Genomic DNA, 12,321 nt, shown 5'->3' on the forward strand with positions numbered 1-12,321 from the left:
CATTCTCCTGACCCTACCTCGGGGTCAGTATTCATACTCTTTCGCCTGATGCCAACGCCATGCATCGGAAATCATGGTGGAAAGGTCCGACCGTTTCGGCTGCCAGCCAAGCTCCTCGGTCGCCCGTTTCGAGCCCGACACCAGCGCGGCGGCATCACCGGGACGACGGTCGCCTTCGACAATCGGGACGTCTTGATTGGTCACCGCGCGCGAGGCGTCAATCACTTCGCGCACCGAGAACCCGTTGCCCGAGCCGAGGCAGAAGACCCGCGAGGGTTTACCGTCCTCGAGCCATTTCAGACCCAGAACATGGGCATCGACCAGATCGGAGACGTGGACGTAATCGCGGATGCAAGTGCCGTCGCGCGTCGCGTAATCCGAACCGAACACGGTGAGCGCCGGGCGTTTGCCCGCGATGGCATCCAGCATCAGCGGAATGAGGTGCGTCTCGGGGATGTGCTGCTCGCCGACCTCAGCATCGGGATCGGCGCCCGCCACGTTGAAATAGCGGAAGATCACCGAGTTCAGCCCGTGGCTCGCGCCGAAATCGCGCAGCATGTCTTCGATGGCCCGCTTCGAGCCGCCATAGGCATTGATCGGGCGCTGCTCGGTGTCCTCGTTGAGAACGACCCCGTCCTGATCGCCATAGGTCGCGCAGGTCGAGGAGAAGACGAAGTTGCGGCAGCCCGCATCGACGGCCGCTTCAATCAAATTCAGCGCGCAATTCACGTTGGTGCGCCAGTATTTCGACGGGTTCTGCATCGACTCGCCGACAAGGCTCAGCGCCGCGAAATGCATCACCGCGATCGGCTGATATTTCGCGAAGACCTCGTCGAGGCGGGAACGATCGGCAAGATCGCCCTCCTCGGCGGGGCCGAACTTCACCGCCTCTTTCCAGCCGGTGGAGAAATTGTCGAAGCAGACCGGGACATAGCCCGCCGCGGCCAGCGCTTTGCAGGCGTGCGAGCCGATATAGCCCGCACCACCCGTTACCAACACATGTTGCTGCATCGCTTACTCAGCCGCCTGCCGCATCGCGGAAAGATCGGAGAGATATTCGCCGAACTCATCCTTCAGATCCGGGCGCTGGAGGCCGAAAGCCACCGTCGCCTGCAGGAAGCCCGCCTTCGAGCCGCAATCGTAGCGCTGCCCGTCGAAGCGATAGCCATAGACCGAGTTGCCGCCATGGATTTCCTGCGCGATCGCGTCGGTCAGCTGGATTTCACCGCCAGCACCCGCCTTGCGCGCATCGAGGTTCCACATGATGCGCGGGGTGAGGATGTAGCGACCGATCACCGCGAGGTTCGAGGGGGCATCCTCGGGCTTGGGCTTTTCGACCATGCCGTTGACCTGCAGGCGCGGGCCGTCGCCCGGGGCGACATCCAGAACCCCGTAGGACGCGGTCTTGTCGGCGGGCACTTCCATCGCCGCGACATAGTTCCCGCCGGTCTCGTTATAGGCTTCCATCATCTGCTGCAGACAGGGCTTGTCGGCGGCAATGACGTCGTCGGTCAGGATCACCGCGAAGGCTTCGTCATGAACCAGGCGACGCGCACACCAGACTGCGTGGCCCAGACCCAGCGGCTGGTTCTGACGGACATAGGCGATCGCGCCGCTGTCCATATTGGTCTGCTGCAGCTCGTCGAGGATTTCGGTCTTGCCCTTCTGCGCCAGCGCGCTTTCCAGTTCGGGGGCGTTGTCGAAATAATCCTCGAGCGCCGATTTGCCGCGCGAGGTGACGAAGATGAATTCCTCGATACCGGCCGCACGCGCCTCGTCGATGGCGTATTGGATAAGCGGGCGGTCCACCAACGTGAGGATCTCTTTCGGGATCGACTTCGTCGCGGGGAGGAAGCGGGTTCCGAGGCCGGCCACCGGGAAGATCGCCTTCGTCACCTTGCTTTTCATTCGTCACCTATAGGGTTGCTACGATTAAATCGTCAGAAGTTGGTTTATTGTGTCCCCAAAGCCGTGATCCAACAAGGGACCGGTTCTGGCGTTGAGCACTCCCGTGGGAAGAAATGCTGCAAATGCGAAAATTGTTTCGTGCAATGCCGTGAAAAACCGCATTTTTAGTGCGATAGGCGATAAATTGCGTGCGTTCAGGGAAGCTGCATCTGCAGCATCATGGATTCGATCCGGGCTACATCTGACGGATTGTTGAGTTCCCAGAACTGCCGTCCGCGCGACTCGACCTCTGTGCAGAGCACCGCGCGATCGTTCTCGAGAAAGCGCAGCTGCTCCAGACCTTCGAGCGTCTCCAGGGGCCCGATCGGCCAGCCCGCATAGGCCGCCAGCGTGTCCGGCCGGTAGGCATAGACGCCCACATGGTGGAACACCGGCGTGGGGGCTTCGTCCGCGTAAGTCTCGGAGGTGAAGGGAATAACCTCTTTCGAGAAATAGAGCCCGCGATTGCCGGCTCCGAACACTGCAGTGGTGCCGCCGACGTGCCCGTTCTGGCGATCTTCCAGCAGGCTGTTGAGCGTCGCGCCTTCGCAGCGCAGCACCGGAGTCGCAAGCTCGGCCCAGTCATTCGCGCGCAGGCCTGCAACGAGGTCTTCGATGAACCACGCGGGGGTCAGCGGCGCGTCGCCCTGAAGGTTCACGACGATGTCGAAACCGCCGCCAAGGGTCGCCGCCGCTTCGGCGCAGCGCTCGGTCCCGTTGCGGCAGCTCTCGGAGGTCATCACCACCTCGGCGCCGAAGGCTTCGCAGGCCTCGCGAATGCGGTCGTCATCGGTCGCTACCACGACCTTGTCGACGCCGCCGACCTGCGTCGCCGCCTCCCAGCTGCGCTGGATCAGGGTCTTTTTCTCGCCCGTGGCGCCGGTCAGTTCGACCAGCGGCTTGCCGGGATAGCGGCTCGACGCGTAGCGCGCCGGGATGACGATCAGGACCGACATTACTTCACCAGCAGGACGCCGGGGGCGTAGGCGATGAAGAACGGGTTCTCGAAGCCCGGCTTGCCATAGGTGAAGGGTGCGTGATCGTCGAAGCGGATCATTTCGCCGCCCGCGCCGCGCAGAACCGCGTCACCGGCTGCCGTGTCCCATTCCATCGTGCGCCCGAGACGCGGATAGAGATCGGCCTCGCCCGTCGCGACAAGGCAGAACTTCAGCGACGACCCGGCCGAAGCCATGTCCTTCACCGCGTATTTGCCGATGTAATCGTCGGTCGCTTGATCGCGGTGCGATTTCGAGGCGACGACCATCAGGCCGCGATTGTCGGGCATCGAGACGGTGATCGGATGTTGCTTGCCGGGGCGCTCCTTGTCGAAGGGGCCGTCCTCTTCGACCGCACGGCCCTCGGCCAGCGTGTAGAAGAGACGTCCCTTGGCGGGGGCGTAGACCACGCCGCGCACGGGCTTGCCATTCTCGACATAGGCGATGTTCACGGTGAAATCGCCGCGGCGCTTGACGAATTCCTTCGTGCCATCGAGCGGATCGACGATCAGGAAGGTCGACACCTCCTGCGAATGGCTCGCGGCCTGCTCTTCGGTGACGAGCGGCATATCGGGAAATTCTGCGCGCAGCCCTGCGGAAATCAGCGCGTCGGCGGCCTCGTCGGCCTCGGTCACCGGCGAGTTATCCGACTTCGACTTCACCTCGAAATCGGGCGAGTCGTAGATCTCCATGATCTTGTCGCCTGCTTCGAGCGCCAGCCGCCGCATCACTCGCATCAGATGTTCGAAATCCATCGTCACGCCTCTCCCGGCCTTGTTAAGGCCCAATTGCTATGCTCCAACTCCCCCCTTATGATGCGGCGATAAGGGTTGAGCAAGCAATCCGACCTAGCTTGGGCCGCAACGACGCCCGAATCGGCAGGGACATGTTCAGACCAGAGACGAAATCGACCAAGCTCGGCACGACCTTCAGCCTGCTGGAGCTGATCTATCACGCCACCGTGCGCAATCTGCGCAAGAACCACGGGAATGCGTTGATCGGTCTGTTGCTGAACATGTTTCAGACGATGCTGTTGGTCATCTCTTTCTACATCATGTTCAGCGTGCTCGGGATGCGGTCGAGTTCGGTACGGGGCGATTTCCTGCTCTACATCATGACGGGCATCTTCCTCTACATGACCCACACCAAGACCCTCGGCGCGGTCTTCGGGTCGGAAGGGCCCACTTCGGCGATGATGAAACACGCGCCGATGACCACGGCGATCTCGATCGCGTCGGCGGCGCTGAGCGCGCTCTATATTCAGGTGCTGTCGATGGTGACGGTGCTCTACATCTACCACGCGGCCTTCAAACCGATCGAGATCTACGACTGGGTCGGCGCGTTCGCGATGGTGCTGCTGGCGTGGTTCACGGGGCTCGCGGTCGGAGTCGTGCTGCTTGCGGCGAAGCCTTGGGCGCCCGAAGTGGTGAGCGTGATCCAGCAGGTCTATACCCGCGCCAACATGATCGCCTCAGGCAAGATGTTCCTCGCCAACAATCTGCCGCACAAGATGCTGATCCTGTTCAACTGGAACCCGCTGTTCCATACGATCGATCAGGCGCGGGGCTACACCTTCATCAACTACAATCCGCATTTCTCGAATTGGGAATATCCGCTCTATGTCGGGCTCGCGATCCTGATGATCGGCCTTCTGGGCGAGTTCTACACGCGCCAATACGCATCGCTCAGCTGGGGTGCGCGGCGCTAAAGGACGGAGGCTTGCGCCGCCGCCTTGCGATCAACGTTTACGGATCGTGTCGCCCGGATCGAGGGTCGGCTCCAGCTCGATCACTTCGCCGCCGATCATCCCGCTTTGCGAGCGCCCCGAAATGATCTGCGCCGCCTTGCGGCCGATTTCAGCCCGGCAGGCATTCATCGTGGCGAGTCGCACCGACAACCCGTCGAGCAGTTCCAGCCCGTTGAACCCGGCCAGACCCATCTTGTACGGCACGTCGATGCCGTTGTCGAGGCACCAGAGCAGACCGCCCGCGCCGATCATGTCGTTGGAATAATAAAGGAAATCGAGATCGGGCGAGCGCTTGAGCATCGTCTCCGTCATCTCGCGCCCTTTCGCGAGCGCCGATCCGCCCGCGTAGAACTCGGTATCGGCCAGTTCGATGCCCGCCTTGGCGAGCCCTTCCTTGAACCCTTCGAGCCGTTTGCGCGCCCGGTGATCCTCGGGCATTTTCGTGCCGAGGAACCCGATCTTGCGATAGCCCGCGGCGATGATCGCCTCGGCCATATGCAGCCCGGCGCGGCGATGCGAAATCCCTACGACCGAGTCGATCCCCTCGCCATCGACATCCATGATCTCGACCACCGGAATGCCCGCATTCTGCAGCATCGCGCGCGAGGCGGGCGTATGCTCGACCCCCGCGATAATCACCCCCGAGGGGCGCCACGAGAGCATCTCATAGAGAACCTGCTCTTCCTTCTCGGGCGAGTAATTCGTGACCCCGACGACCGGCTGCAGCCCGGTATCTTCGAGCTCGTCGGACACGCTCGAAAGCACTTTCGGGAAGACGAGGTTCGACAGTGACGGGATGATCACGGCCACGAGGTTCACCCGCTGAGAGGCCAGCGCGCCCGCGATCTTGTTGGGCACATAGCCAAGCGCTTTCGCGGCCTGCAGGACCTTTTCGCGTGTCGCATCAGAGACATCGCCGCGATTTCGCAGCACGCGACTGACGGTCATCTCCGAGACGCCGGAGGCTTCGGAGACATCGCGCAGGGTCAAAGGACGGCGGGTTTCGATAGGGCGAGACAAGGGCGGTTCCTCAAGGTTCTCCTCTTGTTAGCGCCAAACATTTCCCTTGCGCAAGCGAATGATGCCAAGTATGTTAGCGTTAACGGTTGTAGGGTCGGATAATCTCCGCCCGATACCTGGACAGACCCGCGCCAGTGTCGGATTCGTCACGGCGAGGGATGCGAAAGGGGGCGCAGTGGGCCAATTTGCGCTCCCTTTTCTTTCTTTCGCCTGAAATCCTGAAATTTCTGCACGACCCGCATGCATAGGAATATGCGCGCGGTTTTCTGTTGCAGCGCAGCGATGGACTTGCACCATAAGCTCTTTGGCGGCATCAAAGGCGCAGCGCGGTCCCGTGGCTCAACTGGATAGAGCAGCCCCCTCCTAAGGGGCAGGTTGCAGGTTCGAATCCTGCCGGGATCGCCAATCAGACATGAAAAAGGCCCGCGCGATGCGGGCCTTTCGTGTTTCTGGTGCGACCGCTCAAAGCTCGGTCCAGGCCTTGTCCTCGCCCTTGAGGCCACCGACCATCACGCGGGTCGGAAGGCCGATGCGGTCGAGCTGGGTGAAGAAGGGCTTGGGGTCCATCTCTTCGACGTTCTTCATCGTCTTCGCATCCCAGTCGCCCTGCGCGATCAGGATCGCGGCGGCGACCGGCGGCACGCCCGCGGTGTAGGAGATGCCCTGCGAGCCGACCTCTTCGTAAGCCTCTTTGTGATCGGCGACGTTATAGACGAAATACTCCACGTCCTTGCCGTCCTTCGTGCCTTTCACCAGATCGCCGATGCAGGTCTTGCCGGTGTAGTTCGGCGCGAGGCTCGACGGGTCGGGCAGCACGGCCTTCACCACTTTCAGCGGTACGACTTCGAGGCCTTCTGCGGTTTTCACCGGCTGTTCGGACAGCAGGCCGAGGTTCTTCAGCACGGTGAAGACATTGATGTAGTGATCGCCGAAGCCCATCCAGAAGCGCACATCGGCCTGCGGATAGTTGGTCGCCAGCGAATGCACCTCGTCATGGCCCGACTGATAGGCCTGCGAGGGGCCGACGACGGGCAGATCCCAGTTGTGGCCCGACGCGAACATGCTCGTCTCTTTCCACTGCTGGTCTTCCCAATAGTAAACCACGCCGGTGAATTCGCGGAAGTTGATCTCGGGATCGAAGTTGGTCGCGAAATACTTGCCGTGCGAGCCTGCGTTGATGTCGACGATGTCGATCGACTTCACCTCGTCCATCTGGTCGATGGCGAAACGCGCATAGGCGTTGACCACGCCCGGATCGAAGCCCGCGCCGAGGATCGCGGTCACGCCATGCTCGGTGCACAAGTCGCGCTTTTTCCACTCGTAATTGGCATACCACGGCGGGGTTTCGCAGATCTTGTCGGGCTCTTCATGGATCGCGGTGTCGATATAGGCGGCGCCCGTCGCGATGCAGCCGTCGAGCACGTGCATATTCACGAAGGCGGTGCCCACGTTGATCACGATCTGGGATCCGGTCTCGCGGATCAGGGCTGCGACGGCCTCGGAATCGGTCGCATCCACCTCATGCGCCTCGAACGTGCCGTCCACCTTCATCGCGCCCTTTTCACGCACGCTGTCGATGATGGCATCGCATTTCGATTTGGTGCGCGAGGCGATATGCAGGTCGCCAAGGATGTCGTTATTCTGCGCGCATTTATGCGCCACGACCTGGGCGACGCCGCCCGCTCCGATGATGAGCACGTTCTTTTTCACTTCGGCTGTCTCCTTTTTCTGCGGACAGGGGAAGGGGGCTCTTGTGGGCCCTCAGGACAATGAGGCGCGATAATCCTCATAGGTGAAGTCGCGAATCCGGTCGATGTTCCCATCTTCGCGGCGGATAGCGATGGCGGGCATCGCCACGCCGTTGAACCAGTTCTTCTTGACCATCGTGTAACCGGCGGCATCCGCAATCGAGATACGGTCGCCGATTTCGAGCGGTTTGTCGAACCGCGCCTCGCCGAAGATGTCGCCCGCGAGGCAGGTCTTGCCCGCGATCTGGTATTCATATTCGCCCTGCTGCGGCAGCTTGGCGGTCTCGCGATAGATCAGCAGGTCGAGCATATGCGCCTCGATGCTGCTGTCGACGATGGCGATCTTCTTGCCGTTGTCGAGAATGTCGAGAACCGTCACTTCGAGCGAGGCAGTCTGCGTGATCGAGGCCTCACCGGGCTCCAGATAGACCTGCACGTCGAAATCCTCGGAGAATTTCTTCAGCCGGTCGGCGAGCGCGTCGAGCGGGTAATCGTCGCCGGTGAAATGGATGCCGCCGCCGAGGCTAACCCATTTCAAGCGCTTCAGGATATCGCCGAACTCCGCCTCGATCCGCGAAAGCTGATGATCGAACAACGCGAAATCCGCGTTCTCGCAATTGTAGTGGATCATCACGCCCGAGATGCGGTCCATCGCCGCCTCCAGCCGCTCTGCATCCCATTCGCCCAGACGCGAGAACGGCCGTGCCGGGTCGGCCAGATCGAAACCGGAGGTCGAAAACCGCGGGTTCAGACGCAGACCACGCTCGATATGCGCAGCCTTGTCGCCGAAGCGATCCAGCTGGCTTAGCGAGTTGAAGATGATCTTGTCGGCGTAACCGATGGCCTCGTCGATCTCGTGATCGGCCCAGGCGACCGAATAGGCATGGGTTTCCTTGCCGAATTTCTCACGCCCCAGATGCAGCTCGAACAGCGAGCTGGAGGTCGTGCCATCCATATAGGGCTTCATGATGTCGAAGGCCGACCAGGTCGCGAAACATTTCAGCGCCAGCAGAGCTTTCGCGCCGGAACGCTCGCGCAGGTGCTCGATCTTGCGCATGTTCTCGCGCAGGCGCGCCTCGTCGATCAGGTAGAAGGGCGTGTCGGACATGGCTCTCCCTCGGGTCAACAGACCCTGCGATATAGGGCGCATGTGACAGTGGCGCAACCGGATCAGTCGACTCGGATGGCATCCTTGGCCACGCTAAGTGCATAGCCTTTGCGGGAAATGTTGCGCACGAGAAGCTCGCTGACGAGCTGATTTCCGAGACTGTCGCGCAGGCGTTTGATCCGCGTGGCGCCCGCCGCCTCGTCGCAATCGGCCTCGTCCCGGCCCGAGATCATCGCCTCGATCTGCACGCCGGTGAGGATGTCGTCGTCCATCCGCGCCTCGGCCAGCACCGACAGCGTCTCGATCGCCGCCGGGGTCAGGGTGAAGCCCATATCGTTGAGCATCACCGCGTTTTCGCCCCGCAGGATGCGTAGGCTCTGCACCTCGATCCCGGCGCGGCGAATCTCGGTCATCCGCTTGTTCAGCGCGATCAGCAGGAGAAGGAAGACGATCGTCGCGATCAGAAGGGCGGCGGCGAAGATCAGCAGGATGAAGATGATCACCCGGTAATTCGCCAGCACGTCCGAGAACGCGGTGCCCGACTGCGCCAGCACCTCCAGCAGCTTGATCTCGGCTTGCGAGGTCAGATTGTCGTTCTGCACGAAGATCTGCTCGACCCGCGCGTTGAACGCATCCGCATTCGGCAGGTTCGCGAACAAAAGCACCGCGGCCACGGCAAGAATCGCGACCACGGCCACGATCCCGCCCACAACCGCGCGCGAGCCGAGTCGTAAACTATCAGTAACGGAGGAAATATTGTCCGGCACTGGCCTTCCTTTGCTCCAAGCCATCGGGGCCGAATGTGGAGAGAACCGTCAGCAAGGTCCACCCATCGGCTTTCAGCTTCGGCGCCAATTCGCGCGCCGCCGCCTTTTTCGAACAGGCCGAGTCCGAGACCTGCGCTACCCCGTATTGCAGCTGCAACGGGTTGTCGCGCTTGGCCTTGTAATCGGCATAGCACTCGGCCTGCGCGGCCGAGGCAGAGGCGAGAAACGCCAATATGAGGACTACGTGTTTCATGTGGAACACGCTGCGCTCAACGCCCGTGTTATTCAATAGCCAAAGGGGGTTGGCCCGCCTGTTATCCGATAGCAGGGGGCCGTTATTGCCTGACTTTCGCCCCTCGGCCCAATCTCGGTTCATCGACGTCATGCGGCCTTCCGGGCTGCCGAGTGAAAGGACCGAAGCCATGAGCCTCAAGACCAAGGCCACCGCCGCCATCACCGCCCTCGCCCTCGCGTTGGGCTCCGTCGCAATCAGTGCTACGCCCGCCGCCGCGCTGGGCAAGAAGGACCGTCAGGCGCTGAGCATCCTGCTTGGGGTCGGTGCCGCCGCGCTGCTCCTCGACGGGATGAACAAGAAGGATCACAAGGCGAAGAAGGCGCAGCCGCGCTACGAGAGCTGGCAGGACCGCCAGCGTCGTCTGGAACGTGAACGCCGCGAGCGCGAGCGCCGAGAAGCCGAGGCCCGACGCCAGCGCGCGCAGGAGCGTTACGACCGCGACCACCGTCGCTATAGCCATGACCGCGACCGCATCCGTCTGCCCGCGCAATGCGTGCAGCGTGTGAAGACCGGCCGCGGCTGGGGCGAGGTGGTTTCCGCCTCCTGCCTCGATCGCCGCACCGAGCGCCGCCTGCCTGCCAATTGCGCCTTCACGATGAAGACCGGCCGTCACGGCGTCGAGAAAGTCTATGGCAGCAACTGCCTGGAAGATCGCGGCATCCGTCTCAGCCGGCGTTAAGCCATGCGGCAGACGCCATAAGAGCGTCGTCGAGCAGTGCGGGGGCCTTCGGGTCCCCGCTTTTTCATTGAACAGACCTGCCGTTCCGGGGCATTCCGAAGAAATGGCACAGAACCCCGATTTCTCTTTCGAAGAAGCCGCCTTCGCGCGCGGCCTGACCATCGTTGCAGGCGTGGACGAGGTGGGCCGCGGTCCGCTTTGCGGTCCGGTGACGTCAGCGGCGGTCATTCTCGATCCCGCCCGCATTCCCGAAGGGCTCAACGACTCGAAGAAGCTCACCGCAAAGCGCCGCGCCGATCTGGCCGCGCAGATCATGGACTGCGCCGAGTTCTGCGTGGCCCATGCCAGCGTCGAGGAAATCGACGAACTCAATATCTACCACGCCTCGCATCTCGCGATGTGCCGCGCGGTCGACGGGCTGGCCCGCACCGCCGATCATGTCCTCGTCGACGGCAACCGCGTGCCGCGCGACCTGAAGTTGTCCAGCGAACCGGTCGTGAAGGGCGATGCCCGTTCTTTGTCGATCGCGGCGGCGTCGATCCTCGCGAAAGAGGCCCGCGATTTGCTCATGGTGGATTTGGCGCAACAGTATCCGGGCTACGGCTGGGAGCGGAATGCGGGCTACCCGACCAAGGACCATCTGCAGGCGCTTCTAGATTTAGGGGTCACCCCCGTTCATAGACGAAGCTTCAAGCCGGTCCACAATATCTTGTGCCAAGCGAATTATATAACCCCTTGATTCAAAAAAGAAATTGACGATGAATCGCCTTTGACTCATTTTTATAGCCATAGATCGGCACAAAGCCGGCTCCCAGATATTGGGCCCTGAGGCGGGCAGTTAAGAGGCTAAAAATGGCAAAGACGAAGACTCCGGTGGTGCGCAATGCACTGCCCCTGAACGAAATTCTGGATGGCGATTGCATCGAGATGATGAACTCGCTGCCCGAGGACAGTGTGGACCTGATCTTCGCCGATCCGCCCTACAATCTACAGTTGCGCGGTGACCTGCACCGCCCCGATAATTCCAAGGTCGACGCGGTCGATGACGCGTGGGACCAGTTCGGCTCCTTCGCGCATTACGACAATTTCACCCGAGACTGGCTGAAGGCCGCGCGCCGCATCCTCAAGCCGAATGGCGCGATGTGGGTGATCGGCTCCTATCACAACGTGTTCCGCATGGGCGCAGAGCTGCAGAACCAGGGCTTCTGGATTCTCAACGACGTCGTGTGGCGCAAGTCGAACCCGATGCCGAACTTCCGTGGCAAACGCCTGACCAACGCGCATGAGACGCTGATCTGGGCGTCGAAATCCGAAGGCGCGAAATACACCTTCAACTACGAGGCGCTGAAATCGCTCAATGAAGGGGTGCAGATGCGCTCCGACTGGGTGATCCCGATCTGCAATGGCGGCGAGCGTCTGAAGGATGCGAACGGCGAGAAAGCACACCCGACCCAAAAGCCCGAGGCGCTGCTGCATCGTGTCCTCGTCGGTACTACCAATCCCGGCGACGTGATCCTCGACCCGTTCTTCGGCACCGGCACGACCGGCGCCGTGGCGAAGATGCTGGGCCGCGATTTCATCGGTATCGAGCGCGAGGAAGCGTATCGCGAAGTCGCGCTCAAGCGCCTCGCCAAGATCCGCAAATTCGACAAGGAAGCGCTGGAAGTTTCCACCTCGAAACGCGCCGAACCGCGTGTGCCCTTCGGCCAGCTGGTCGAACGCGGCATGCTGCGCCCGGGCGAAGAGCTCTACTCGCTCAACGGTCGGCACAAGGCCAAGGTCCGCGCCGATGGCACGCTGATCGGCGACGACGTGAAAGGCTCGATCCATCAGGTCGGCGCCCATCTCGAAGGCGCGCCGAGCTGCAATGGCTGGACCTACTGGACGTTCAAGCGCGATGGCAAACAGGTCCCGATCGACCTGCTGCGCCAGCAGATCCGCGCCGAGATGAACTGAGGCTCAGCCCTCTCTCAAGAATTAGAAGTTACCGCCGGTGCCGAGGGCCGCTCCTCGGC

13 protein-coding genes and 1 tRNA gene are annotated in these 12,321 nt (G+C 61.8%); 5 read left to right on the forward strand and 9 right to left on the reverse strand.

From position 1 onward, the window contains the following. Positions 1 to 24 precede the first annotated feature (24 nt). The 4 genes from galE to cysQ form a co-directional block, all read right to left on the reverse strand. A complete protein-coding gene (gene galE / locus BMI86_RS11705; RefSeq protein WP_078541566.1) occupies positions 25 to 1,011 on the reverse strand; it encodes a UDP-glucose 4-epimerase GalE in 987 nt (328 codons plus the stop codon). A gap of 3 nt (positions 1,012 to 1,014) precedes the next feature. Continuing rightward, positions 1,015 to 1,908, reverse strand: coding sequence for a UTP--glucose-1-phosphate uridylyltransferase GalU (gene galU, locus BMI86_RS11710; protein WP_078522198.1), 894 nt, complete (start codon positions 1,906 to 1,908; stop codon positions 1,015 to 1,017). A gap of 194 nt (positions 1,909 to 2,102) precedes the next feature. After that, a complete protein-coding gene (locus BMI86_RS11715; protein ID WP_078541567.1) occupies positions 2,103 to 2,903 on the reverse strand; it encodes a manno-octulosonate cytidylyltransferase in 801 nt (266 codons plus the stop codon). Then, the gene (gene cysQ / locus BMI86_RS11720; RefSeq protein ID WP_078522200.1) at positions 2,903 to 3,697 is read right to left on the reverse strand and encodes a 3'(2'),5'-bisphosphate nucleotidase CysQ; all 795 of its coding nucleotides are present in this window, start codon (positions 3,695 to 3,697) and stop codon (positions 2,903 to 2,905) included. The genes BMI86_RS11715 and cysQ overlap by 1 nt, the downstream gene beginning before the upstream one ends. 131 nt (positions 3,698 to 3,828) lie before the next feature. Here cysQ and BMI86_RS11725 point away from each other — a divergent pair, with 131 nt between their 5' ends. Continuing rightward, positions 3,829 to 4,650: an ABC transporter permease gene (locus BMI86_RS11725; protein WP_078522201.1), complete on the forward strand. Its 822-nt coding sequence runs from the start codon at positions 3,829 to 3,831 to the stop codon at positions 4,648 to 4,650. Between the two features lie 30 nt (positions 4,651 to 4,680). Here the strand turns inward: BMI86_RS11725 and BMI86_RS11730 are convergent, their stop codons facing one another. Continuing rightward, positions 4,681 to 5,709, reverse strand: coding sequence for a LacI family DNA-binding transcriptional regulator (locus BMI86_RS11730; protein ID WP_281480118.1), 1,029 nt, complete (start codon positions 5,707 to 5,709; stop codon positions 4,681 to 4,683). Positions 5,710 to 6,037: 328 nt separating this feature from the next. Between BMI86_RS11730 and BMI86_RS11735 the strand changes: the two genes are divergently transcribed. Next, a tRNA-Arg gene (locus BMI86_RS11735) sits at positions 6,038 to 6,114 on the forward strand. Positions 6,115 to 6,171: 57 nt separating this feature from the next. Here BMI86_RS11735 and BMI86_RS11740 read toward each other — a convergent pair. The 4 genes from BMI86_RS11740 to BMI86_RS11755 all read right to left on the reverse strand — a co-directional run bounded on the left by BMI86_RS11740 (position 6,172) and on the right by BMI86_RS11755 (position 9,585). Then, positions 6,172 to 7,419, reverse strand: coding sequence for a saccharopine dehydrogenase family protein (locus BMI86_RS11740; RefSeq protein WP_078522202.1), 1,248 nt, complete (start codon positions 7,417 to 7,419; stop codon positions 6,172 to 6,174). Positions 7,420 to 7,470: 51 nt separating this feature from the next. Beyond that, on the reverse strand, positions 7,471 to 8,565 hold the full coding sequence (gene nspC, locus BMI86_RS11745) for a carboxynorspermidine decarboxylase (RefSeq protein ID WP_078541568.1): 1,095 nt from the start codon (positions 8,563 to 8,565) through the stop codon (positions 7,471 to 7,473). Between the two features lie 62 nt (positions 8,566 to 8,627). Then, positions 8,628 to 9,332: a hypothetical protein gene (locus tag BMI86_RS11750; RefSeq protein WP_078550958.1), complete on the reverse strand. Its 705-nt coding sequence runs from the start codon at positions 9,330 to 9,332 to the stop codon at positions 8,628 to 8,630. Then, complete coding sequence (locus BMI86_RS11755) at positions 9,304 to 9,585, reverse strand: hypothetical protein (protein WP_078541754.1); 282 nt, start codon at positions 9,583 to 9,585, stop codon at positions 9,304 to 9,306. Before BMI86_RS11755 ends, BMI86_RS11750 begins: the two co-directional genes overlap by 29 nt. 169 nt (positions 9,586 to 9,754) lie before the next feature. On the opposite strand from BMI86_RS11755, the gene BMI86_RS11760 reads away from it, so the two are divergent. The 3 genes from BMI86_RS11760 to BMI86_RS11770 all read left to right on the forward strand — a co-directional run bounded on the left by BMI86_RS11760 (position 9,755) and on the right by BMI86_RS11770 (position 12,262). Next, positions 9,755 to 10,306 carry a hypothetical protein gene (locus tag BMI86_RS11760; protein WP_078522204.1) on the forward strand — a complete coding sequence of 184 codons (552 nt, stop codon included), beginning with the start codon at positions 9,755 to 9,757 and terminating at the stop codon, positions 10,304 to 10,306. A gap of 103 nt (positions 10,307 to 10,409) precedes the next feature. Next, entirely contained in the window at positions 10,410 to 11,045 is a 636-nt protein-coding gene (locus BMI86_RS11765; RefSeq protein ID WP_078541570.1) for a ribonuclease HII, read from the forward strand. Between the two features lie 113 nt (positions 11,046 to 11,158). Next, on the forward strand, positions 11,159 to 12,262 hold the full coding sequence (locus BMI86_RS11770) for a site-specific DNA-methyltransferase (protein ID WP_078541571.1): 1,104 nt from the start codon (positions 11,159 to 11,161) through the stop codon (positions 12,260 to 12,262). Positions 12,263 to 12,321 lie beyond the last annotated feature (59 nt).

It is taken from the genome of Thioclava sp. DLFJ5-1, from assembly GCF_002020115.1.
Lineage (GTDB): Bacteria > Pseudomonadota > Alphaproteobacteria > Rhodobacterales > Rhodobacteraceae > Thioclava > Thioclava sediminum.